This is a genomic window from Bradyrhizobium sp. CCGUVB4N, from assembly GCF_024199945.1.
Classification (GTDB): domain Bacteria; phylum Pseudomonadota; class Alphaproteobacteria; order Rhizobiales; family Xanthobacteraceae; genus Bradyrhizobium.
Genome location: NZ_JANADP010000001.1, coordinates 1,045,748 through 1,068,295, shown reverse-complemented (window position 1 = coordinate 1,068,295; position 22,548 = coordinate 1,045,748). Strand labels below are relative to the sequence as shown.

21 protein-coding genes are annotated in these 22,548 nt (G+C 65.7%); 6 read left to right on the top strand and 15 right to left on the bottom strand.

Features of this window, described 5'->3' with window-relative positions; all coding sequences use genetic code 11:
• Nucleotides 1–90 precede the first annotated feature (90 nt).
• The 3 genes from NLM31_RS05050 to NLM31_RS05040 all read left to right on the top strand — a co-directional run bounded on the left by NLM31_RS05050 (nt 91) and on the right by NLM31_RS05040 (nt 5,450).
• Nucleotides 91–2,784, top strand: coding sequence for a DUF2235 domain-containing protein (locus tag NLM31_RS05050; RefSeq protein ID WP_254191659.1), 2,694 nt, complete (start codon nt 91–93; stop codon nt 2,782–2,784).
• Nucleotides 2,785–2,862: 78 nt separating this feature from the next.
• Entirely contained in the window at nt 2,863–3,534 is a 672-nt protein-coding gene (locus tag NLM31_RS05045; RefSeq protein ID WP_254128204.1) for a response regulator transcription factor, read from the top strand.
• Nucleotides 3,531–5,450 carry an ATP-binding protein gene (locus tag NLM31_RS05040; protein ID WP_254191658.1) on the top strand — a complete coding sequence of 640 codons (1,920 nt, stop codon included), beginning with the start codon at nt 3,531–3,533 and terminating at the stop codon, nt 5,448–5,450. Before NLM31_RS05045 ends, NLM31_RS05040 begins: the two co-directional genes overlap by 4 nt.
• Before the next feature lie 50 nt (nt 5,451–5,500).
• Here NLM31_RS05040 and NLM31_RS05035 read toward each other — a convergent pair whose 3' ends face one another.
• The gene (locus tag NLM31_RS05035; protein ID WP_254191657.1) at nt 5,501–5,788 is read right to left on the bottom strand and encodes a hypothetical protein; all 288 of its coding nucleotides are present in this window, start codon (nt 5,786–5,788) and stop codon (nt 5,501–5,503) included.
• A gap of 231 nt (nt 5,789–6,019) precedes the next feature.
• On the opposite strand from NLM31_RS05035, the gene NLM31_RS05030 reads away from it, so the two are divergent.
• Nucleotides 6,020–6,244 carry a cysteine rich repeat-containing protein gene (locus tag NLM31_RS05030; RefSeq protein ID WP_254128201.1) on the top strand — a complete coding sequence of 75 codons (225 nt, stop codon included), beginning with the start codon at nt 6,020–6,022 and terminating at the stop codon, nt 6,242–6,244.
• 131 nt (nt 6,245–6,375) lie between these two features.
• Here NLM31_RS05030 and NLM31_RS05025 read toward each other — a convergent pair whose 3' ends face one another.
• The 7 genes from NLM31_RS05025 to NLM31_RS04995 all read right to left on the bottom strand — a co-directional run bounded on the left by NLM31_RS05025 (nt 6,376) and on the right by NLM31_RS04995 (nt 13,603).
• Nucleotides 6,376–8,268: a PQQ-binding-like beta-propeller repeat protein gene (locus NLM31_RS05025; protein WP_254191656.1), complete on the bottom strand. Its 1,893-nt coding sequence runs from the start codon at nt 8,266–8,268 to the stop codon at nt 6,376–6,378.
• Between the two features lie 2 nt (nt 8,269–8,270).
• Nucleotides 8,271–8,738 carry a hypothetical protein gene (locus NLM31_RS05020; protein WP_254191655.1) on the bottom strand — a complete coding sequence of 156 codons (468 nt, stop codon included), beginning with the start codon at nt 8,736–8,738 and terminating at the stop codon, nt 8,271–8,273.
• Between the two features lie 10 nt (nt 8,739–8,748).
• A complete protein-coding gene (locus NLM31_RS05015; protein ID WP_254191654.1) occupies nt 8,749–10,491 on the bottom strand; it encodes a hypothetical protein in 1,743 nt (580 codons plus the stop codon).
• A gap of 133 nt (nt 10,492–10,624) precedes the next feature.
• Entirely contained in the window at nt 10,625–11,320 is a 696-nt protein-coding gene (locus NLM31_RS05010) for a hypothetical protein (RefSeq protein WP_254191653.1), read from the bottom strand.
• An 88-nt stretch (nt 11,321–11,408) separates the two neighbouring features.
• On the bottom strand, nt 11,409–12,131 hold the full coding sequence (locus NLM31_RS05005; RefSeq protein WP_254191652.1) for a hypothetical protein: 723 nt from the start codon (nt 12,129–12,131) through the stop codon (nt 11,409–11,411).
• A gap of 133 nt (nt 12,132–12,264) precedes the next feature.
• Nucleotides 12,265–12,513: a hypothetical protein gene (locus NLM31_RS05000; RefSeq protein ID WP_194479426.1), complete on the bottom strand. Its 249-nt coding sequence runs from the start codon at nt 12,511–12,513 to the stop codon at nt 12,265–12,267.
• 124 nt (nt 12,514–12,637) lie between these two features.
• Nucleotides 12,638–13,603, bottom strand: a complete 966-nt coding sequence (locus tag NLM31_RS04995) for a nitronate monooxygenase family protein (protein WP_254128195.1) — start codon at nt 13,601–13,603, stop codon at nt 12,638–12,640.
• A gap of 107 nt (nt 13,604–13,710) precedes the next feature.
• On the opposite strand from NLM31_RS04995, the gene NLM31_RS04990 reads away from it, so the two are divergent.
• Nucleotides 13,711–15,270: an AMP-binding protein gene (locus NLM31_RS04990; protein ID WP_254191651.1), complete on the top strand. Its 1,560-nt coding sequence runs from the start codon at nt 13,711–13,713 to the stop codon at nt 15,268–15,270.
• Nucleotides 15,271–15,680: 410 nt separating this feature from the next.
• On the opposite strand, the gene NLM31_RS04985 is transcribed toward NLM31_RS04990, so the two are convergent.
• From NLM31_RS04985 to NLM31_RS04955, 7 genes are all read right to left on the bottom strand, one after another.
• Nucleotides 15,681–16,454, bottom strand: coding sequence for a thioesterase family protein (locus NLM31_RS04985; RefSeq protein WP_254191650.1), 774 nt, complete (start codon nt 16,452–16,454; stop codon nt 15,681–15,683).
• Between the two features lie 11 nt (nt 16,455–16,465).
• Entirely contained in the window at nt 16,466–17,434 is a 969-nt protein-coding gene (locus NLM31_RS04980; protein WP_254191649.1) for a nitronate monooxygenase family protein, read from the bottom strand.
• Between the two features lie 282 nt (nt 17,435–17,716).
• Nucleotides 17,717–19,117, bottom strand: coding sequence for an aspartate ammonia-lyase (locus tag NLM31_RS04975; protein ID WP_254128191.1), 1,401 nt, complete (start codon nt 19,115–19,117; stop codon nt 17,717–17,719).
• Nucleotides 19,118–19,145: 28 nt separating this feature from the next.
• A complete protein-coding gene (locus tag NLM31_RS04970; RefSeq protein WP_254191648.1) occupies nt 19,146–19,667 on the bottom strand; it encodes a hypothetical protein in 522 nt (173 codons plus the stop codon).
• A gap of 68 nt (nt 19,668–19,735) precedes the next feature.
• Complete coding sequence (locus tag NLM31_RS04965; RefSeq protein WP_254128189.1) at nt 19,736–20,338, bottom strand: YqaA family protein; 603 nt, start codon at nt 20,336–20,338, stop codon at nt 19,736–19,738.
• 35 nt (nt 20,339–20,373) lie between these two features.
• Nucleotides 20,374–20,778 (bottom strand): phosphoribosyl-ATP diphosphatase, encoded by a 405-nt coding sequence (hisE, locus tag NLM31_RS04960; protein ID WP_254128188.1) that lies wholly within the window; start codon nt 20,776–20,778, stop codon nt 20,374–20,376.
• Between the two features lie 104 nt (nt 20,779–20,882).
• On the bottom strand, nt 20,883–21,257 hold the full coding sequence (locus NLM31_RS04955) for a hypothetical protein (RefSeq protein ID WP_254128187.1): 375 nt from the start codon (nt 21,255–21,257) through the stop codon (nt 20,883–20,885).
• A 227-nt stretch (nt 21,258–21,484) separates the two neighbouring features.
• On the opposite strand from NLM31_RS04955, the gene NLM31_RS04950 reads away from it, so the two are divergent.
• Entirely contained in the window at nt 21,485–22,525 is a 1,041-nt protein-coding gene (locus NLM31_RS04950; RefSeq protein ID WP_254191647.1) for an ABC transporter substrate-binding protein, read from the top strand.
• Nucleotides 22,526–22,548 lie beyond the last annotated feature (23 nt).

Sequence of the window (22,548 nt, the reverse complement as noted above, 5' to 3'; positions counted from 1 at the left end):
CCATTCATTCACGACAAAACCACTGATTGAATTTTGAAGGATGCCGCCCGGGCAGGTTTAAGCATCCCAACTGGATTTTCGGAGGAGCCCATGACGCACCACGACAGGGCGCTGCATGGCGGTCCCGCAAGGCCGGACCAAACGCACGAAGATTCCAATGCCACGGCGAATGCGGCCGATGCGCGTGCGCCCCGCAAGCTGGTGCTGTTCGCCGATGGCACCGGCAACGCCTTCACCACCCAGGAATCCAGCGTCTGGCGCCTCTACGAGGCGCTCGACCATACCAAGCCCGACCAGATCGCCTACTACATCAAGGGTGTCGGCACCGCCGGCTGGGCGCCGCTCGCCGCCCTCGACGGTGCCACCGGCATCGGCGTGCCCGCCAACGTCCGCAAGCTCTATCGCTTCCTGTGCTGGAACTGGCGCGAGGGCGACGAGATCTACATCTTCGGCTTCAGCCGCGGCGCCTTCACCGCGCGCACGCTGGCGGCGCTGATCGCGAGCCAGGGGCTGGTGCCGGCCGTCATCGACAAGGTCGCCGTGTCGCATGCGGAGATGCAGCGCAACACGATGGCCGCGTGGCGGGCGTATCGCAAGCAATCGGTCGGCTATTACAGCCTGCCGACGATCTGGATCGTGCGCTGGATCCGCGACGTGCTGATCTATCTCTATCAACTCGTCTTTCGGCAGCGCTCCTATGCGGAGGTTCGCGAGGCCATGGACGGCCGCAAGGAGGTCCAAATCGAATTCCTCGGACTGTTCGACACGGTCGAGGCGTTCGGGGTGCCGATCGAGGAGCTCCGTGTCGCGATCGATTGGGCGATCTGGCCGATCTCGTTCCGAAACTACCGGCTCTCCGGCAAGGTGAAGCACGCCTGTCATGCGCTCGCGCTCGACGACGAACGTACCACCTTCCATCCGCTGCGCATCGACCAGGCCGGCCTTGCCGAGGGACAGATCGTCAAGGAGGTGTGGTTCGCCGGCGTCCATTCCGACATCGGCGGCGGCTATCCGGAATCCACGCTGTCCTTCGTGCCCCTGGTGTGGATGGCCGAGCAACTCGGCGACCAGCTCCGCTTCCAGGACGGCACGATCGAGCACTTCCGCCAATATCAGTCGGCGATCGGGCCGATCCACGATTCGCGCAGCGGCGCCGGCGTGCTGTACCGCTACGGTCCGCGGCCGATCCACGACCGCGTGGAAGATGGCGGACCGCCGGTGGTGCACTTCGGCGTGGTCGAGCGCATGCTGCACGGCTGCGACAATTATGCGCCGCTGATGCTTCCGGCCAATGCGAGGGTGCTGCTGCCGGATGGACAGGTGCTGCCGCTGACGCGGGACGAAACGCGCAAGGCCATGAGGTCCGCCTACGCGAAACGAGAAGGCGATGGCCACAGGGCGGCCGAAGCCGACGCCTTCATGGCAATGAGCCCGCCGAATCCCGAGATGGCGCGTCAGGTTCTCGACACCGTGTGGTGGCGCCGCTTCGCCTATTTCTCGCTGCTGATCGCGCTCGGCGTCCTGGTCGCATGGCCGTGGATCGCGCGCTCCGTCGTAGGGTCGACCAAGGAGCACGGGCTTGAGGATACCACCCTGCTCAAAGTGATCACGGCGATCGACAACGGCACGAGCACGGTCGTCAAGCCGTTCGCCGATCTGCTCGCGAGCGTGCTGCCGTCCTACGCGGCACCATGGCTTGCGATCGCGCTGTATTATCCCTTCGTCACCACGGTCCTCGTCATCATCATCCTGATCGCGTGGAACAGGAATGCGGCGCTGCGCGACAGCATCCAGGAACGCGCGCGCCTGGCCTGGTACCGGCCCGACCGGATGGCCTCGCGAAAGCGGGTCAGCAAATCCGGCTGGCTGCTCGCGATCGGCCGCTGGATGCGACTGCACGCCTGGCCGGTGCGCATGGCTTTCACCAACGTGCTGATGCCGGGCATTTTCCTGATCGCCATTTTCGGCTCCGCTGTGCTGTTGCTGTCGCGCGGCTATCTCGACTGGCGCGCGGGCGTCGGCGACTTCTGCAAGAGCAGCGCCTCGACGCGTGCCATAGGCGACACGCCGGTGACGGCGCGCGACGGCGAATTGTTCGACGTCAGCCATTTCTGCTGGCCAAGCCGCCTCGCGGTCGAGAAGGGCCGCAAATACCGCGTCTGGATAGAGATGGCCGATCCGTGGTTCGACCGCACCATCATGACCGGCGTGAACGGATTCACGACCCCGCCGGATCTGACCCATCGCATGGCCGTTCCGATCCTGCGGCTTCAGGGCGCGAACTGGTTCCAGCCGGTCGTGCGGATCGGCGCGCGCGGATCATACGATCTGCCGCTGCAGGCCATCAACGGAGTGCCGGCGAGCGATCTGCCGCGGCGCGTCAACGCGACGGTGCCGGCCTATGACGACGACAGCAAGAACAACTACCCGATCCATGTCGAGGACTCCGCTGAGTTCAAGACAGCGGGCAGCGAATTGAATCGTGTCTGGAAGCCGTTCGGGGATTTCGAGCCGATCCCGGAAGCGGCGCTGCCGGCGGCACGTGCGCTCTGGCGCAAGCAGGGCTTGTCCGAGCTGTTCGTCGCGGAATTCGAGGCGCCCGAGGCCGGCGAATTGTTCTTCTACGTCAACGACGCCGTCCAGCTCTTCCCGCGATTCATCTCCACGCGGCACGCGCCGCGCTGGCTCCTGCCGGTCCAGGGCCGGCGCGTCCAGTTCTACAAAAACAACAGCGGAACGGCGACGATCCGGCTCCAGCGGTTGCCAGCGCCCCCGCCCCCATGATTATGGGTGTCGCGCAGGTGGCGCCGCGGCTAAGCTTGGCTCGCGCGCTGCGGGGGACACGCGGCCGGGACCATGATCATGACGGACCAGGGCGAGACCGGTGAGGCCATCACCATCCTCCTCGTCGAAGACGACGCACCGACCTGCTGGCGTCTTCAGGACGCGCTGGTGAAGGCCGGATACGAGGTGCGCACCGCCGGCTCGCTCGGCGAGGCCCGCGGCGCGCTTGCTGGCGGCGCACCGCGCGTTCTGCTGACCGATCTGCGGTTGCCCGACGGCCATGGTGTCGAGCTGATCCGCGAGACCAGGCGGCGCTTTCCGGACACCGAGATCATGGTGATCTCGGCGCTGGGCGACGAGGAAAGCGTGATCTCCGCCATCACCGTCGGCGCCACCGGCTATCTGCTCAAGGACGCCTTCCCGACCGACATCGCCACCACCGTGCGCGATCTGGTCGCCGGGCATTCGCCGATCTCGGCCTCGATCGCGCGCTTCATCGTGCGGCGAACGCAAAACTCCGCCGAGCCCCCGCCGGGGCCCGTGCTCAACACCGCAAAACTCACGCCGCGCGAGATCGACATCCTCTGGGGCATTGCCAAGGGCTTCAGCTATGCCGAGATCGCGAGCCATCTCGGCCTGTCCCGGCAGACCGTGCCCGGCCACATCAAGAACATCTACCGCAAGCTCGAGGTGCACACGCGCAGCGAAGCCGTGTTCGAAGCGGTCCAGCAGGGCCTGATCAAGCTGTGAGCGAGATTGCCGCGAAGGCCGTGGTCTCGCGGCATAGGCTGCGGCTCGCGCGCATTGTGCCGTATCTGCTGCTCCAGGCGCTGATCGTGCTTGCCACCATGCTCGGGCTGCGGCTGCTGGAGCCGCACGATCCCGACGATTTTGCGGTGGGCGAATTCTCATTGCACGAGGCCGGCACGACGCGGCCCGTGACGCTGCCGCATTTCACGGCGTCGCGTTATTCGCTCGCCGATCCGCCGCTCTATTCGGGCAAATTCATCTTCAAGCCCGATGCCGCCGGTACGACCTGGTCGGTGTTCCTGCCGCGCTTCAGCAACGGCGCGGAGATCGCCGTCAACGGCGTCGCGATCCTGGACTCTCGGCGCGATCCCACCGCCAACCGGCCTGACCGCAACACACCCGAGATTGCGGTGATCCCGCCATCGCTGCTGCACGACGGCAGCAACGACATCACTATCCGGCTGTTCGTATGGGGACCGCTGCGCGGGTTTCTCGACACCGTCTATGTCGGCCCGGATGCCGCCTTGCGCCCGGCCTACGAGACGCGCACGCTGCTGTTCGTCACGCTGCCCGTGGTGTTCTCGGCCTGGCAGTCGATCCTGGCCGTCATCCTCGCCATCATGTGGCTGATGCGGCGCCACGAGCCGGTCTATGGCGTGCTGGCGGTGGCGATGGTGCTCGGCGTGGTGCAGGCCTTCCTGACGCCGCCGGTGCCGCCGGCCACCTCGTCCCGGCTCGCCGGCGTGCTGCTCTCGTCCGCACCGATCGAGAGCGCGCTGATCGTGGTGTCGGCCGTGCTCTTCCTCGGCTGGCGCTGGCCGCGCTACGGCGCGCTGCTGTTCGTGCCGGGCGCCATCGTGATCGCCGGCGGCCTCATCGCGGGTCCGCCGCTGCCGCGCATTCTTTTCCTGCTTTTGGGCATCCCGACGGTCGGGTTCTGCCTGGTCCTGATGGCCGGCATCGCGGCCTACGCCGTGCTCAAGCGCAAGGACGTGGCCAGCTTCGCGCTCGGCTGCGCGGCCACCATCGTGCTGACCTGCTGGGTCCACGATATGCTCTCGGTGTTCGAGATCATGCCCAACGAGCGCACCTTTGTCTCGCGGCTGTCCTATTCGGCGCTGCTGATTGCGATCGGCGCCGGGCTGACCTGGCGCTTCGCCCGGGCGCTCAACCAGGTCGACAGCTTTGCCGGCCAGCTGGTCGCGCGCGTGCGCGAGGCCGAGGAGCGGCTGAAGGCAAGTTTTGCCCGCGAGGAGGCCCGCGCGCGGGCCGCAGCCCTCGCCAACGAGCGCACGCGGCTGATGCGCGATTTGCATGACGGCCTCGGCGGCCAGTTGATCAGCATCGTCGCGCTCTCCGAACGCGGGCAGGAGGGTGCGACCATCACCGATGCGGCGCGCGCCGCGCTGAAGGATCTCCGCCTCGTCATCGATTCCATGGACGACATCGGCGGCGACCTCATGCTCGCACTCGGCTCCTGGCGCGAGCGCGCGGCGATGCAGTTGCGGCCGCACGACATCGCGCTCGACTGGCGCGTGGCGACGCCGCAGGGCCTGCCGCTGCATCCCGAACTGCGGCCCTGGCACGTCATCCAGATCGTGCGCATCCTGGACGAGGCCGTGACCAATGCGGTCAAGCACGCGGCTGCGCGCCACATCGCCGTTGCCATCGAGACGCGCGACGACGGCCAGGGACCGTACGGCGTGATCAGCGTCGCCGACGACGGTCGCGGCTTTGTGCTTGGTGACGATTGCGAAGCCGCGGGCGCGAGCCAGAGCGCACGCGGCCTGCGCAACATGCGAAACCGCGCCACGCGCTGCGGCGCAGTGCTCGATCTGAGCACGGATGCCTCGGGCACGCGGGTGCAGCTGCAATTGCCGCAGGTCTTTCCCGACAGCGACGCGGCCACGGGCTGAAGTCATTCTTCTCCCTCGCCCCGCTTGCGGGGCGAGGTGAGGAAGGAGGCTCAGCGCACGCCGACACGATTGACCGGACCGCCACGATTCATGGGCGTGCCGGCGCGGACGCCGACACCGGGCGCACCGACGCCGGGCGTGGCCACGGCCGCGGCTGCAACCGGTGCGCCTGGCGCAATCACCACCGCTCCGACCGGCCGCACCACGCACCCCTTGGGCACGCCGACCGTCTTGCAGTAAACCACCGCCTGCGCCGGGCTCGTGCCCAGCGACACCATCGCCGCACCCGCCAGCATCATCATCGTCAGCCCGGCGCTCAGCGCTCCCATTTTCGACATCTTGCTCTCCTGCTTCCCGTTCGGCGCCCGATGCAATCACCGGGTCTTGCAGCCGACGTGCAGCCTCAATGGCAAAAGACGATGCGCCAAGACATGCCATGAAGATGGGGGTGCGATGCGCAAGCCGCCGCGCCGATGCCATGAACATGGCATGGACCGGCCATGGATCTCCGCGAGATGGTCCGGCCGCTTGATCCCAAGCCGACAACGACATTCCCGAGGAGATGCCTCATGAAGATTTCGGTACTCGCAGCCTTGCTGCTCGCCGCAGCCATCGTTCCCGCCACGGCGCAATCCGGCCCCACGCCGCAGGAGCAGATGGCCTGCCGCAGCGACGCGGGCAAATTCTGCGCCGAGCATATCGGCAAGCCGCCGCAGATGAACGCCTGCCTGCGCGAGAACAAGGCCAAGCTTTCGGACAGCTGCCGCAAGGTGGTGGAGTCGCACGGCGGCTGAAGCGCGATCTTTCCACATGAGCGAAATCGTAGGGTGGGCAAAGCGACAGCGTGCCCGCCCCTTCCATTGGTGGGCACGGCGCCTTGCGCCTTTGCCCACCCTACGATTTCGGACGCGCGGATCGAGCCGCCCTAGTTCGTCAGTCCATAAACGTCGAGCTGTCCATTATAGGTCGGGCGATAGATGCGGCCCTTCCAGACGATCGGACGATTGAACTTGGGATGCATGAAGGCGTGCTCTGGGCCCCAGTTCTCGCTGTCCCAGATCACCTGGAGCCGTTGCGAGCCGTCCGGATTGGTCGCGAAATTCTGCGCGTCATAGACCAGGAAGCGACCGGGGCTGAGCATCATGTTGCTGTCCTTGTAGGGGACCATCGCCACGACGATGGCGTCAGCCCCGTTGTTGGCGGCGAGCGTGATGCTCCAGCCGGGCATGCCGCCCGATGGACGCGGCGATTGCGGCGACGCGATCTCGTTCGATCCGGCGAGATAGGTCGAGGTCCCGTCGGCCGCGATCGACCAGGCCCGCAGCGCGCTGTTCTCGCCGCCGACGATATGCATCACGCCATGCGTCGTGGACGAGAACAGCAGCGGCGTGCCATGCAGATGCCGCGTCGCGCCGCCCGGATACAGATTCAATTGCATCGGCGAGGCCGGCGCCGGCGGCACGGCGGGATCGAAGAATGTATAGAGGATCGGCGGCATCTTGAGCTTGGCATAGTTGGCGGCGAAGTGACCAGCCTGAAGATCGCCCGGCTGGGTGTCGCCGAGCGCCGCGGCGTTACCGGTATAGAGAATGCCGTCCTTGCCAGCCGCGAGCACGGCGTGGGCCGATCCGACATAGACCGGTCCTCCCGAACCGAAATCCTGGTCGCTCCACGCCGATTCCTTCATCGCCGCCAAGTGATGCGCCACGGCCGGCGCGATCTGCGCATCCATCGGGTCGGGCCCGGACGTCACCGCGACATGCGCCAACTCGCGCGCATGAAGCGGCGTGAGCGCCATTCCCATCCGCTTGGCGTGGCCGATCACCGCGGTCAGCGAGACGTTCGACGGCAGCGCGTGCGCATCGTCATCGTCGTCGTCGAGCAGCGCCGCAGCCGCGGCGCCGACACGGTTGGCATCCGTCCACGGCGTCCACCACGACAGCACCTCGAAATGCGCGAGAGGTCCGGTGTGCAAGGCCAGCCGCACCACGCTCTCGCCGAAATCGCCCTGCTGCGGCGAGAACGCGCCGTTGCCGGTGATGACATAGATCGAACCGTCGGGGGCAATGGCGGGGCCGGCCCCGCTCTGCCACAGCCCGCCGCCGGAGCCGGTCACGGTGGAGCACCATGCAGCCGCAATATGCCAGGCATGGACGTCGACCGCGATCAGCCAGCCCCGCGCCGCGGCCGAGGTCTCCCTGACCGTGCCGAAAGGGATCAGCACGTGGTTCTGCGTCAGCGTCAGTGCGCTGCGTTGTTTGCGCTGGATCGAGACGAATTTCTGCACGGGCAGGCCACCCGGCGGGGTGTAGACCGCGCCTTCCAGGTTCAACAGCTTGTCATGCACCTTCGAGCCGTCGCGGATCCGAAGCGCTGCAAGAAAATGCTGGGCCCTGGCCACGCTGCCATCGTCGCTGATCCAGGCGCAGGCGTAGAGAATGCCGGCCGCTTCGTCGATCACGGGGGTCGAGAGGATTCCCCAATCGACATTGGTCATGTGGCCGTCGATGGCAGGCGTTCCGACGATGGGACGGCCGAGATTCGTCGCCCAGATTTTTTCACCGGTCGCCGCATCGAAAGCGTAGACCCAGTTGCCCATGGTGGCCTGGAAGATCAGGTCGCGGGTCTTGCCATCGACCGTGTGCACGCCACCGACGGCCAGCGGCTGCGCCTCGAGCCGGGGATCGTCGGGAATGGGAATGCTGAAGAGCTTGACGATGCCTTTGGTGCGGACGGCGGTCGCCGTCAGCACGGTCTCTGCATTATTCGCGCCGGTTCTGGCGAGGTCATAGCCGCGGGTCGTAACGGAGCCGGCCATGGTCAGGCTCCCCACGCAAGCAGGCTTCCGGCCGCAATCAGGCAGGCCGCAGCCAGCGGCCGCGCATTGCGCAAGCCTGCGCGGCACCCGTTCAGCACGACGGCTCCGCAGGCAAAGCCGAGCCCGGCCATGATCGCGCTCGACAGCGCTGCAAGGACCGGCGCGTCGCCCGCACGCGACACGACATTGTCGATCGCCAGCAGCGGCGGCAGGACGTAGAGCCAGCCCGGCGCGTTCGACAGGCGTTGCGCGATGGGCAGGCCAACGAGAAGCGCCGCGCCCCACGCCATCAGCAGCATCGCGGCAAGCCCACCCGCAAGCGGCATGCCGACGCCGAGCGCCGAGCCGAGCCCGTCGCACAGGCCGAACATCAATGCGAGCGGCAGCGCATGCCGCCCCGGCACAACGAAGGACAGCGCGAAGGCGGCAATCAGGCTGTCGGCGGACGTCCACAACAAATGCAATGACATGGCAATCCTCTCAAACGATTTGTGGAGCAAGGTAGGTGACGTCGATCGAAAACGCCGCGCCGTGCTCCGGCAATTGCCGGCCCGCGACGCGAATATGATGCTCGCCGGTCGCGTCGGCCGTTCCCTCCGCGCGGACATGATCGCCGCTGCACACAGCCTCGACCACGCCGTGCCCGTGCGCATCGCTGACGGTGACCTTGAGCGAGCCATCTGGCGGCACGCCGTGGCGATCGAGGCTGACCCTGAGGGCGATCTTGCTACCCTGCTCCACCCAGATCCGTGCGGTCTCGGTCTCGGCATTGGTGGCCGGCAGCGTGTCGAGATCGGCGGCGCCGAAGATCGTTTGCGTGGTGTGACGGGGATGCCTGATCGACGCGACATTCAGGCCGGCACGCGAGAAGCACAGATAGCTCTGTCCCTTGCTGAAAGCGTTGCTCGGGATCGTGAAAGTCGCGACGCCGTTTCCGTCAGTGCGGATATCGTCATGATGGCCGCTATAGTCATGCAGTTGGACATTGGCTCCGAACGCGGTCTGGCAGCTGATCGTACGCGCATTCATGGTGTCGAAATTCAGCGCGGTCAGCAGGCCGGGTGCACCGGTACGATTGAGCACGATCACCTTGTCATCCAGAAAGCGGCCGCTGGTCGGCCCATTGGCGAGATGCTCGTGGATCCAGACCAGATTATCGATCCATGGCTTCAGCCCGTAGGCGCCGGGCCAGACGCCGGGCGGGAAGTAGTCCTTGCCGTAGACGAACGGGTAGCCCTCGATCGACAGCAGGAAGGCATAGGCGAGCAGCTTGTTGCTGATGACCTGCTGGCCCGGCGAGGTGTCGGTATCGGGATTGTCGACGAAGGTGCAGGAGAGATCGGGACGCCAGCTGGTATAGCCGGCGCCATCAAGCACGCGCGCATTGCCGCCATCGCAGGCGGATTGCAACGCCCAATGCATCGGGAAGTCGGCGACGAGAGATCGGCCATTGAGCGGCGGCTGCGTCGCCCAGCCGTTGAGGATGGCGCGATTGCCGTCAAAATACTCCGAATAGAAAAACTTCGACGCCATCACGCCGTGCGTCATGAACTCGCGCACGAACGGCGCCCAGGTGCCCTTGACGTCGTCGAAGCGCGCGCCGTCCGCGCCGGTGGTGCGGAACACCCATTCGCCGAAGTCGAGCGCATCCTCGATCGTGACGCGCGGCGGGCGGCAGCGCTGGTAGGACAGCTCGCGACCGAACGGAAAATCGTTGGGCGGGCTCGGCACGTCATCATCGGGCAGATCGTCCGGCGGCACGCCGCGAAACCATGAGGGCGAAGTGGTGTGCCGTCCGTTCAGCGTCTGCCCGTCCGCGCCGAGATAGCGGAATACGCCGGGACCGCCATTCTCGCCGCTGCGTTGATGCAGAACGAGATCGAGATAGACGTCGATATCGCAGGCATGCGCGACGGCGACCAGACGCGTCAGCGAAGCTTTGGGGCCGTAGCGCGTGGCGACCGAGCCTTGCTGGCTCTTGCTGCCGATATCGCGGGGATCGAACACGCCATAGCCGTCACAGCCGGGCCCCGCTCCGCCTTGCGCCTTCGACGTCGGCGGCAACTGGATCGCGGTGAAGCCGACATCGCGCAGCGCGCGGACATGCGTGGCGAGGAAATCGAGCAGCCAGGGTGCGCCGCGCCCGTCGACCGGCGCCGGCACGGTCACGCGCTCGCCGTGCGGCCCGAAGAAGCGTCCCCAAGCTAGCAGCGCTACTCCCATGACGCGGCCTCTGGCTGGCTGCGTCGATCATGCCTTGCGCAGGGATCATCCGGAAGTTGAAAATTAAGGCAAGCGCTGCCCTCGAACGAACCGCCGCTCACGTTCGCGTGCGCGGCGACATGCCGGTCGGATGCTAGTCGTCGTCATCCGGACCGAACAACGCGAAGCCACCGCGCGGACGGCGGACGACGACATCACGGCTATCGGAATCCGCGCGAACGTTGCGCGCGACATCATCCCAATCGGTCTGATCTCGTCCGCCGCGTGCATCGCGCGTGTCGTAACGGCGACGCTCGGCCCAGCGTTCGTGCCGCTCCGCACGCCGCCGCTCGGACGCAGCACGCTTCACGTCAGACTCCCTGGCCTTGGCAAACGCGTTGTCAGGCGAGGATGCCGGCTCGGTCGAAGCCTGTTGCTCGACGGGTTTTGTCGCTTGCGAAAGCGGCGGAGCCGGTTTGGGCGGCTCGACCGCGGCCGCTGTCTGCGGAGGCGGCGCTGCCGCGGGTTCAGCGCTTGCCTGGGTGGTTGTCACATCGGGCTTGGTTTCAGGCTTAACTTCAGGCCTGGCTTCACCCTGCGCCTGTGCGGGCGCCGCGATCATCGCGCCGAAGGATTGCGATCCCGTGAGATATTGCACGCGCTCCGACCGCGCGCTCGTCGTGGCCGGCTTGGCGGCTTCCGCGCGCCGTTCCATCTTGCTCGTGTCCGGGCCCTGCTTGGGCGCGATCGGATGCATGATATTGCCGGCGACGATGCCGCCGCCGAGACCAATGGCGATAGCGGCGACGATCGATCCGGCACCGACGAAATAGGCTGTCGAGGCGCGCATTTGGCCCACTCCCTGTTTGGAGCGGGCAACGCCTGTCGATTACCGGATGTTCCTGATGAGCGCGCGGTTCCTCTGAGGAACCCGAGCTTCAGATCTGCTGCGCGACCTTCTCGAGCCCGATGATGCGGGCGAGCTTGCGCACTTCTTCCTTCTGGTCGTCGCGCAGCTGGAACAGCAGCGGCATTGCGGCCGACTTCAACTGCTGAACCTCGTCGCAGTTCGGATCGATCTGCACGTTCGGGCCGTTCGGATTGGAGAGCTTGTTCGCCGAGATCTTGCGGACGACGTTGCGCAGCGCCGACTCGACCGAGGGCCAGTAATATTCCTGCGACGACGACAGCTTCAGCCGATCCCTGATGCCGGCGATCTGCACCTCGGAGAGCAGCGAATAGGTCTTTTGCGGCTGCGGCTTCGCAACGGGCTTCGGCTTCGGCGCAGCCTCGATGGCGGCGGTGGTTTCCGCAGGAGCGGGCGCCTCGTTCACGCTCGCGGATGAACCCGATTTGGGCATCGGGAAATCGGACGGGGTTGCCGCGGCAAAGGCCTGGCGCAGCGGCTCGGTCAGCACGGGGGCCTGGGACAGCCGGTCGGCGGGAACCTGCACCGGATCAATCGCGGCCGAGGCCAACGCCAGCGTCGGAACCAGCCGGTCGGCCTTGGCGGCGCGATTGGCGGCGAGCGGCTTCGGCGGGGCCTGGGTGATCATCTCGGCACTGACGCTGGGCACGCTGTCGCGCCCGAGGATGGCAGTGGTGGCGGCGCCGAGGACGAGGAAACAGGTCAGCACAATGAGGGTGATGGCTCTGGACAAACGTCTCTCCGGAAGAACCGCTTCACGATGTTGTCAACGGTGCCCGGCAAAAGGGCACGAAATAAGGCTTGAGTGTGCCTTTGCGGCGACAATCACCAAGCCTGCGGCGACGAGGCCAAAAAGCCGAATGAAATCAGGCAGCTGCAGCCAGATCGTAGGCATCCTGGATGTCGGCGACGATCTCCGAGGCCTCCCAGACGGCGCGGGGCTCGACCGATTGCAGCGTCACCGTCCAATTGCCGCCCCGGCGGGTGCGGGGAACGCTGACGATGTCGAAGCGGACATTGCGGCAGAGCGGGTGGCGAGCCAGAGCATGCGCGACGCGGACGCGGATCTCGTCCAGCGTTGCGGCTGTCTTGCTGTTGAGAAAATCGAAATCCATCGCCTGTCCCTCTCGTCCTGATTGGCGGCCGTGAGGGGGATTCTTGGCGGGCGATGGTTAATCTGCCGTTAAGTGCGGGCTTGCGGAGCCATGCGGGATTAACCGTGCTGGGCGGCGCGGAACGCTATCGCCCCGTCGCCTCACGGTATTCGGCGGCCGTCCGGGCAACGAGATCGTCGACAGCCACCACCTCGGTGACACCGGACGTCGAGTGCCCGCCGCTCCAGATGTCGCGCCAGCGTTTGGGGCGGTTCTCGCGCGCGCTGACGTCGATGTCCTTGCCGATGTCGATGGCGCCGCGCGCCGGGAGATCATCAGGATCGAGCCCGGCCGCGACGATCGACGGCTTCAGCATGCTGGTCTGCAGGCCCGTGAAGGCGGTGGTCAGCAGAATGTCGTCGGCGCTGCTCTCGACCAGCATCTGCTTGTGGCGTTCGTCCGCCATGCTCTCGCGCGTCGCGATGAACTTCGTGCCCATGTAGCCGAGATCGCAGCCGAGCACCTCGGCCGCGTGCAGCGCGTGGCCGTCGCCGATGCCGCCGGCGAGCACGATGATGCCGTCGTAGAACGCGCGCACCGCGCGGACGAAGGCGAACGGGTTGAGCCAGCCGGTCTGCCCGCCCGCGCCCGCGGTGAGCAGCACCAATCCATCGGCGCCTTCAGCCGCCGCGCGTTCGGCGTGGCGGATCGAGGCAACGTCCGCCAGTACCAATGCACCCGCATCATGCAACGGCTTCAACACCGGCGCCGGCGAGCCGACCGATGTGATGACGATCTCGGGCCGGTGCTCGAGCAGCACGGCAAGATCCTGCTCCAGCCGCGCGTTGGAGCGATGCACGATCAAGTTCGGACAGAGCGGCGCAGCCTTGCGGCCAGTCTGGTCCTCGTGTGCACGCAACCGCGTCGCGATCTCGGTGAGCCAGTCGTCGAGCTGTTCCGTGCTGCGGCAATTCACGGTGGGGAAGCTACCGATCACGCCGTTGCGGCAGGCCGCGACCATCAGTTCGACGCCCGACACCAGAAACATCGGCGCCGCGATCAAGGGGAGGCCGAGACGATCGCGAAAACGTTGAAGTCGATCGGATGTCACGCAAATCTCCCGCGCGGGCTTTGTCGTTCCATCCCGCATTCGCTGTGCTAGCCTTGCGCGCAAACATTGGCACGACACAAGCCGATGACAAAGCAACGAGGAAACATATGTCCGATCCGCTCCACGCATCGTCACCGACTTGTGCGCAGACGCTACGGGCGTTGGCGCGCTATCCCGGCCGCACGGCGTTCGCATGGCCCGGCGGATCGCTGAGCTATCAAGGCACGCTCGATCTGATCGGACGCATCCAGGGCTTATTCATGCGGCTCGGCTTGCAGCCCGGCGCCCGCGTCGCCTTCCTCACCGCGAACCGCGCCGACACCTGGTGCGCCGGCGTCGCCGCGCAATTGTCGCGATGCTGCACGACCTGGCTGCATCCGCTGGGATCGGAGAGCGACCAGTTGTTTCAGCTCGAAGATTCCGAAGCGGACGTGCTGGTGGTCGATGTGGCCGCCTTCCGTGATCGCGGCGGCGAGCTCGCTACGAAGGCAACCCGCCTCAAGGCGGTCTTCACGATGGGGCCGGCCGACTACGGCGTCGACCTCTTGCACGCGATCGAGGGCGCGGGACAGGCCGGCGCGCGGTGCCTCGCAAATCTCGATGATCTCTCCACGCTCAACTACACCGGCGGCACGACAGGAAAATCCAAGGGCGCGCTGCGTTATCATCGCGAGAACGCCGGTGCAGCCGGCGCCATCCTCGCCGATTTCGAGATCCCCGACGCCGCGCGCTATCTCACCGTCGCCCCGATCAGCCACGTCGCCGGCACAAAGGTGCTGCCGACGCTGATGCGCGGCGGCACCGTGCACATGCTGAAAGGCTTCGATCCCGAGGCCGTGCTGGCAACGATCGCGCGCGAGCGCATCAACTTCACGCTGTTCGTGCCGACCATGATCTATGTGCTGCTCGATCATCCCGCGCTTGACAAGACCGATCTCTCCTCGCTCGAGCTCGTGCTCTACGGCGCGTCGGCGATGTCGCCGAGCCGGCTGGTCGAAGGCATCGAGCGTATCGGGCCGGTGTTCTCGCAGCTCTACGGCCAGACCGAATGCTATCCGGTCTCGGTATTGCGGAAGAAGGATCACGATCCCAGGACGCCGGAATTATTCCTGTCCTGCGGTTTCCCGATTGCAGCGTGCGAGGTCAAAATCCTCGACGACGATCAGGAGGTGCAGACGGGTGAAGCCGGCGAGATCTGCGTGCGCGCGCCGCATGTGATGGCTGAGTACTGGAAGCGGCCTGACATCACCGCGGAGACGTTGAAGAACGGCTGGGTCCACACCGGCGACATCGCGCGCCAGGACGAGCGCGGCTACATGTTCATTCTCGATCGCAAGAAGGACATGATCGTCACCGGCGGCTTCAACATCTTTCCGCGCGAGGTGGAGGACGTGCTGTCGCAACACGCCGATGTCGCGATGGTCGCCGTGGTCGGCGTGCCGGACGAAAAATGGGGCGAAGCGGTCACGGCCATCGTCGTGCCGCGCGAGGGCGCCAAGCCCGATCCGGACGAGCTGATCAATCTGGTGCGGACGCGAAAGGGTTCCGCGCATGCGCCGAAACAGATCCAGTTCGTCAAGCAGCTGCCGATGACCGGAGTCGGCAAGGTCGACAAGAAGGTGCTGCGCGCCGGCTTCTGGAGCGGGCGCGACCGGATGGTCGGGTAATCTTCCTGATTGCAGCGACGGGTTCGGAATACACGTATCCCGCGAAATGGCGGGAATGATCAGCGCTCCCATCCGGGATTCTACGGAGCCGTTGTGGCCGCGGCACCACAATGCGTGACGGAGTACGTGCCCGTGGCGACCGCCCGATTGCAGGCGAATCAGGGAATCAAATAGACCGCTAATGGGGCTGGGAAGCGGAGTAAGCAATGAGAGTCGCTTCCCTGGAAAGTGCAGTCGCCGCGATCACGTTGATCACGGCTATCGTCGTGGTGCTGTGGGAGATCAAGATCTTCTACGGAGTGTGAACTGGCAGGATGCCCTGGTCCAGCACGGCCATGCATCCCTTCCGCGGCGGCGGAAGCCTGCCGTTCAATCGGCCCACGCAGCAACCGCGGCGCATGCCGCAACGCTCAACGCTTCTCGATCACCAAACTCTGCACCGCGCGGCCAAAATAGCCTTGGCGGTCAGCGAGCCGCGACATCGCAAGGCCGGCGCCGTCAGGGCCGATCCAGGATTCGCCGTCGAGCAGGATCCAGTCGCCGACCGGCTGACGCGCCAGGCTCACCGAGAGGTCGGCGTTGATGTAGGTCCAGGTGCGGAAGTCGAGCGTCGAAGCGGTGCCGTTGGAGAAATCGGCGGCGACCACGGCGCGCATCGCCTGCGAAACCGCCTCGCCTTCGACCAGCGGATGGTCGAGGCGAAACCAGATCGCGCCGGCACCGGCCTGGCCGAAGCGGCCGCGCGCGGCGCGCATCGACATCATTCCCGCGAACGGACTGGTCGCACCGTGGCCGTCCTCGACCAGCGAGTCCTCCGGCGACGGCAGCGTGACCGGCAACTCCCTGACGTCGTCGGGCAGCGGCTGTGACTGCTGCTTGATCTTGAGCACGGTGGCGCCGACGACCTGCACGCCGTCGGCAAGCAGCTTGATCTCGCAGAGCTGGATCTTGCGGCCCTCGCGCAACACTTTGCTCTCGATCGCGAGCGGCGCCACCGGCACCGGGCGCATCAGATCGATGGTGACGCGCGCGATATGCATCGGCACGGGCGTCGGGATCCGCTCCGCCGCCCACGTCACCAACGCCGATGGCGCCGAGCCGTGCTGCATGCGCCGGTCCCACGGACCGGCGGCATCGGGGCTGGTGACGACGCTGCTGCCGTCGACACGGTAGATGGCGGGCATTGCGACAGCCATCACAACGGCGGATCGACCGCCTCGTCGTATTCCTTCTTCAAGCGCGCGATCAGATCGGCGGCGGGCAAGATGCCCTCGACGCTGCCGATGCCCTGGCCGGAGCCCCAGATTTCCTTCCAGGCCTTCGGCTTGGCGCGCTCGCCGGAGGCGTCGGTGCCGAAGTTCATCTTGGAGGGATCGGATGTCGGCAGGTTTTCCGGATCCATGCCGGCGGCGAGGATCGACGGCTTCAGGTAATTGCCGTGCACGCCGGTGAAGAGGTTGGAATAGACGATGTCGTCGGCCGTCGAGCCCGCGATCATCTCCTTGTACTTCTCGACCGCGTTGGCTTCCTTGGTGGCGATGAAGGCCGAGCCGATATAGGCGAAGTCGGCACCGAGGATGCGCGCGGCACGGATCGCCTTGCCGTTGCCGATGGCGCCCGACAGCGCGATCGGACCGTCAAACCACTTGCGGGTTTCGGCAACGAAGGCGAGCGGCGAGATGGTGCCGGCATGGCCGCCGGCGCCGGCCGCAACCAGGATCAGGCCGTCGGCGCCCTTCTCGATCGCCTTGTGGGCGAACTTCTGATTGATCACGTCGTGGAAGACGATGCCGCCCCAGCCGTGAACGGCTTGATTGAGCTCCTCGCGCGCGCCGAGCGAGGAGATGATCATCGGCACCTTGTACTTGGCGCAGAGCTGCATGTCGTGGTCGAGCCGGTTGTTCGACTTGTGCACGATCTGGTTGACCGCAAACGGCGCCGACGGCTTGTCGGGATGGGCGCGGTCGTAGGCGGCGAGTTCCTCGGTGATCCGCGCCAGCCATTCGTCGAGCAATTCCGGCGGCCGCGCGTTCAGCGACGGGAAAGAGCCGACCACACCGGCCTTGCACTGCGCGATCACGAGGTCGGGCACCGAGATGATGAAGAGCGGCGAACCGATCACGGGGATCGACAGGCGTCCCTTGAACAGAGCAGGCATGGACATTGCGGAGCGATCCTTTGCTGACAACGCATTGAAGGTTGGGGGCCATACCAACAAGGCAATCTTTCCACTGTCAAGTATTGCGTTTTGGCGCCGTGGCGGACGCCGCTACCGCAATTCCAACGCGCGGAATTCCTGCTTCACCTCTCCCATGGGGAGAGGTCGAATTGCGCAGCAATTCGGGTGAGGGGATCAAGTCCACGAGCAAGCGAAACCCCTCACCCGGCGCTGCGCGCCGACCTCTCCCTATGGGAGAGGTGTGGCACCATCAACGCCGCAACGGAATCACCCAACCAAATCCGGATTGATCAACCGCTCAAACGAGAACATCTCGTCCCATTTTTCCTGCGTCAGCAGCTTGCGTTCGGTCACCACGATCTGGTGCAGCGACTTGCCGCTCTTGTAGCCCTCGCGCGCGATCTCGGCGCATTGCTTGTAGCCGAGCAGCGGCTTCAGCACCGTGACGATGCCGAGCGAGTTCAGCACCATGTTGCGGGTGTGCTCCTCGTTGGCGGTGATGCCGACGACGCAATTCTCGCGCAGGCTGTTGACCGCGCGCTCCATGGTGCGGATCGAGAAGAACAGCGCAAACGAGATCACCGGCTCCATCACGTTGAGCTGGAGCTGACCGGCGCTGGCGGCAAGCGTCACGGTGGTGTCGAGCCCGATGACGAGGAAGCTGGTCTGGTTGACGACCTCGGGGATCACGGGGTTGACCTTGCCCGGCATGATCGAGGAGCCCGGCTGCAATTGCGGCAGGTTGATCTCGTTGAAGCCGGCGCGCGGGCCCGAGGCGAGCAGCCGGATGTCGTTGCAGATTTTCGTCAGCTTGCTCGCGGTGCGCTTCAGCACGCCGGAGAGCTGAACATAGGCGCCGGTGTCCGAGGTCGCCTCGACGAGATCGCCGGCGAGAATGAAGTCGACGCCGGTCAGCGCACTCAGATGCCGGACCGCGAGCTTGGGATAACCAATCGCCGCGGTGACGGAGGTACCGATCGCGGTGGCGCCGAGATTGATCTCGCGCAGCAGCGCGCGCGCCTCCGAGATGCGGTCGACCTCTTCGCCGATCGTGGTGCCCCATCCCCGGAATTCGGCGCCAAGCGACATCGGCACGGCATCCTGAAGATGCGTGCGGCCCATCTTAAGCACGCGTTCGAACTCGCGGCCCTTGGCGAAGAAGGCCTCCTGGAGCTGGCGCAGCGCCGTCATGTAGCTCTCGAGCCGCAGGATCAGCGCGAGCCGGAAGGCGGTCGGATAGGTGTCGTTGGTGGACTGGCCGTAATTGACGTGGTCGTTCGGACTGACGTGCTGGTATTCGCCCTTGTGGAAGCCGAGCGATTCCAGCGCGAGGTTGGCGATCACCTCGTTGGCGTTCATGTTGGTCGAGGTGCCGGCGCCGCCCTGGATGAAGTCGGTGACGAACTGGTCCATCATGTCGCCGGCGATGACACGGTCGCAGCCGAGGATGATCGCATCCGCGACCTTCGTGTCGATCGCGCCGAGATCGCGGTTGGCCATCGCTGCGGCTTTCTTCACGTAACCCAGCGCCTTCACGAAGTAAGGCTCCTGGTTCATGGGAATGCCGGTGATGTGGAAGTTCTCCTTACCCCGGATGGTCTGGACACCGTAGTAGATGTCGTCGGCGATCTCACGCTGTCCGAGGAAGTCCTGCTCCGTGCGGCTCATGGGCACTCCTTGCTGCTCGCGCGCGGCGTCAGTTCTGGCATAGCGCGCTGGTGACGACGGTATCGGTGCGGCAATCATCCGGTTTGCGTTGCCTGCCCGGAATGAGAACCTTGGCCGAGCACTTCTCGGCTGAATCGGTGTTGAGGCTCTTGCCTTCCTGGTAGCCCTTGCTCTGGCAGAGCTGGTTGGCTGCGAGCTTGCAGTCGGCCCCGCCGTTCGACGAGACCGGACAGGCCACGCGCCCCGACACCATGGTGGACGGCCGCGCCAGGCGCGACAGATCGTTCATGGTCTCACTCGGGCTTTTGATCGGCGGCAGGATCGAGGGCAGCTTGTCGAACAGCTTGCCCATTTCATTGATCAGCCCGGGGTTTTCAGAAGGCGCGGGCGTCGACGGCGGCGGCGCGGCCTGCGGCCCCTGCTCCTGCAGCCCGAGCGACGGCGGCGCCGATTGCGCCCACCCGATCCCGACGGCACCGGGCAGGAGCAGCAGCACCGCTGAGATCAGCGTCCCGAGCCGCACTGCCGGATTTCCGGATCGAACCATCATAGGGACAACCGTAACCGAAGCCGGCGCGGCGTGAAAGCGTTGCGGATCTCTGTCCTAGATCAGCTTGCCTAGATCAGCTTGATCGCCACCACGAAGCCGAGCACCAGCACCGCGGCGCCGAGCGCCACCCACAATCCGAGATGCTCCTCGAGCTTGTGACGGATCCAGTCGCCGTAGCGGTTGAGCAGGATCGCCACGATGAAGAAGCGGCCGCCGCGCGCGACGATCGAGCACAGGACGAAGAGCACGAGATTGTAGCCGGCAAAGCCCGAAGTGATGGTGACGAGCTTGTAGGGGATCGGCGTCAGGCCCTTGAGCAGGATGATCACCGCGCCCCACTCCGCGTAGGAGGCACGGAAGGCATCGACCTTGTCGCCGAGACCGTAGACCTGGATCAGCCAATGACCGACCGAATCAAACAGCAGCGCGCCGATGGCGTAGCCGAGCAGGCCGCCGATCACCGAGGTGGCCGTGCAGATCGCGGCATAGAGCCAGGCGCGCTGTGGGCGCGCCAGCGACATCGGGATCAGCATCACGTCCGGAGGAACGGGAAAGAAGGAGCTTTCGGCGAAAGCCACGGCCCCCATGATCCAGAGCGCGTAAGGCTTGTGGGCGGCGTCGATGCACCAGTCGTAGATACGTTTCAGCATGGCGCCGCGATGAAGCACCATGGGACGGATTTGTCCATCGCCAGTTTTGTGACGATTTAGTGCCGCTTGCGCGCCGCGCGGCCTTCGAGGGCGACAATTGGCCGCCGGGCCGAGATACCCGCTGACGCGACTTTGGGCAGCTTCGCCGGGGACTTCGGCAGCTTTTCGGCAATGCCCAACATGTCCTCACGCCGCGACATTTCACGCCAGACGTCTTCGGGGCGCACGCCGGCGGAAGCCCAGAGCACGGTGAGATTGTAGAGCAGATCGGCACTTTCCCGGACCACGGCCTCAGTGTCGCCGTTGACCGCATCGATCACGACCTCGATCGCCTCTTCGGCCAGTTTCTTCGCCATTTTGGAGGGCCCACGCTGAAACAGCCGGGCAGTGCGCGATGTTGCCGGATCAAGGTCCCTGGCCGCGAGCACAGCCAGATATAGCCGCTCAAGCGAATCACTCATGTACGCAAAACTACTCTAAACAAACGGTCGACGCGTTAACGGTTGACAATAAAGGACAAAAAAGGCCGGCGCGGCAAGCGCGCCGGCCTTTCGTGGTCAATGACTTACCAACAACCGGCGCCGCTTCGGCTGCAGCTGGCGAAGGGGTCGCGGCCGACGCTGCCATTGCCAGGGTATTCGCGGCTGCCCGGGCCGGTGTACGGGCCATGGTAGTAGACGGGGCCCTCATCGTAATAGACCGGACCGGGGCCGTAATAAGCCGGAGCGTCGTAGGCGTAGGCGTCACGGGTCGCGGCGATCGCAAGCCCGGTGCCGATGGCGCCGGCAATGGCTGCACCGGCGAAGGCCGCACCGCCACCACCATGCCAGTGGCGACCGCCTGCGAACGATGCGGTGGGGGCGACGGTGGTCAGCGCCAGCACCGCGGCGGTGGCGAGAACGGCCTTGCGGCCGGCAAGTTTCGAAAATCGGTCAAACATCGCTGGGACCCTCCTTGGGACCGTCATTGGTGCCTCGAGACAGGCTCATGTCTTCCAAACACCCGCAGCCCATGTTGGGTTCCCCAACCCGAACGGGAGATGAATGGGGCTGCGTGATCATGACGCAACCACCGCTCATCTACCGTTCAGGTTGAGGCGATCAGAGTTGTCCGCGGCCGGCGCTGCGAGCGTCACGAAACCACAACAATGCGGAACCGGCGCGACCGATGGTTGGAATCAAGACGATCGTCTCTCACGTCCTGTTGGTCCTCTCGCTCGTGCTTGCCGCACGCGACGTCCATGCGACCGAGAGCGCCGCGCCGTCTGTGGCAATCCACCTCACCTTCGACCGACCGGTCGATGCGAGCATGGCGCCGTTCTTCATGGCCGCGAAGGACGGCCAGTTCGGCGCCGAGCACCTCAACGTCTCCTTCAACAGCGCGGCCGGCTCGCCGGAGGCACTTGCGCGCGTTGCGAAAGGCGATAGCGAGCTCGCGCTCGTCGACATCAACGAGCTCATTCGCTTTCGCGACAAGGCCGACGCGCCGACGGTCAAGGCGGTGTTCGTGCTGTTCAACCGCGCGCCTTACGCGATCGTCGCCCGCAAGAGCCGCGGCATCCATCTGCTCTCCGATCTCGACGGCAAGACCATCGGCGTCGCCGACAGTGATCTGTCGATCCGGCTGTGGCCGGCGCTGGCCCGGCAGAACGGCATCGACGTCTCGCGCGTGAAATTCTTCAAGATGAGCGCAGCGGTGCGCGAGCCGGTGCTTTCGGCGGGACAGGTCGACGCCGTCGCCGGCTTCTCCTATCTCTCGGCGGTGAATTTGCGCGACCGCGGCGTGCCGGCCGACGACCTCGCCGTGCTGCGTTATGCCGACTATGGCTGCGAGGCCTACGGTTTTGCGGTCGTCGCCAATCCCGCCTTCGCTGCGGCGAAGCCGGATGCGGTGAAAGGTTTTGTCCGCGCGCTGATCGCGGGCATCAACGCAACTGCGAAGGAGCCGGCGCGCGCGGCGGACGAGGCGGCCGGCCGCATCGACGACGGCGACCGCGACCTCGAGCTCGCGCGCCTGCGCACGGTGCTCGCCGACAACATCCTGACCGACGAGGTCCGGCGTAACGGCCTCGGCGGCGTCGACCCGGCACGCCTGGAACGCGCGATCGACCAGATCGCGGAAGATTTCAGATTCCGCAAGCGTCCGGCGGCGGGCGACATCTTCGACGACCGGTTCCTGCCGCCGGTCGAAAGCCGGCTCATCAATTGAGCAAAACCGGCAGCTTCTGCTGT

Bases quoted from the DNA above. Each gene is read 5' to 3' on its own strand.
- NLM31_RS05050 (WP_254191659.1), top strand. From the start codon at position 91: ATGACGCACCACGACAGGGCGCTGCATGGCGGTCCCGCAAGGCCGGAC.
- NLM31_RS05045 (WP_254128204.1), top strand. From the start codon at position 2,863: ATGACGGACCAGGGCGAGACCGGTGAGGCCATCACCATCCTCCTCGTC.
- NLM31_RS05035 (WP_254191657.1), bottom strand. From the start codon at position 5,788: ATGTCGAAAATGGGAGCGCTGAGCGCCGGGCTGACGATGATGATGCTG.
- NLM31_RS05030 (WP_254128201.1), top strand. From the start codon at position 6,020: ATGAAGATTTCGGTACTCGCAGCCTTGCTGCTCGCCGCAGCCATCGTT.
- NLM31_RS05025 (WP_254191656.1), bottom strand. From the start codon at position 8,268: ATGGCCGGCTCCGTTACGACCCGCGGCTATGACCTCGCCAGAACCGGC.
- NLM31_RS05020 (WP_254191655.1), bottom strand. From the start codon at position 8,738: ATGTCATTGCATTTGTTGTGGACGTCCGCCGACAGCCTGATTGCCGCC.
- NLM31_RS05015 (WP_254191654.1), bottom strand. From the start codon at position 10,491: ATGGGAGTAGCGCTGCTAGCTTGGGGACGCTTCTTCGGGCCGCACGGC.
- NLM31_RS05010 (WP_254191653.1), bottom strand. From the start codon at position 11,320: ATGCGCGCCTCGACAGCCTATTTCGTCGGTGCCGGATCGATCGTCGCC.
- NLM31_RS05000 (WP_194479426.1), bottom strand. From the start codon at position 12,513: ATGGATTTCGATTTTCTCAACAGCAAGACAGCCGCAACGCTGGACGAG.
- NLM31_RS04990 (WP_254191651.1), top strand. From the start codon at position 13,711: ATGTCCGATCCGCTCCACGCATCGTCACCGACTTGTGCGCAGACGCTA.
- NLM31_RS04985 (WP_254191650.1), bottom strand. From the start codon at position 16,454: ATGCCCGCCATCTACCGTGTCGACGGCAGCAGCGTCGTCACCAGCCCC.
- NLM31_RS04980 (WP_254191649.1), bottom strand. From the start codon at position 17,434: ATGTCCATGCCTGCTCTGTTCAAGGGACGCCTGTCGATCCCCGTGATC.
- NLM31_RS04975 (WP_254128191.1), bottom strand. From the start codon at position 19,117: ATGAGCCGCACGGAGCAGGACTTCCTCGGACAGCGTGAGATCGCCGAC.
- NLM31_RS04970 (WP_254191648.1), bottom strand. From the start codon at position 19,667: ATGATGGTTCGATCCGGAAATCCGGCAGTGCGGCTCGGGACGCTGATC.
- NLM31_RS04965 (WP_254128189.1), bottom strand. From the start codon at position 20,338: ATGGTGCTTCATCGCGGCGCCATGCTGAAACGTATCTACGACTGGTGC.
- hisE (WP_254128188.1), bottom strand. From the start codon at position 20,778: ATGAGTGATTCGCTTGAGCGGCTATATCTGGCTGTGCTCGCGGCCAGG.
- NLM31_RS04955 (WP_254128187.1), bottom strand. From the start codon at position 21,257: ATGTTTGACCGATTTTCGAAACTTGCCGGCCGCAAGGCCGTTCTCGCC.
- NLM31_RS04950 (WP_254191647.1), top strand. From the start codon at position 21,485: ATGGTTGGAATCAAGACGATCGTCTCTCACGTCCTGTTGGTCCTCTCG.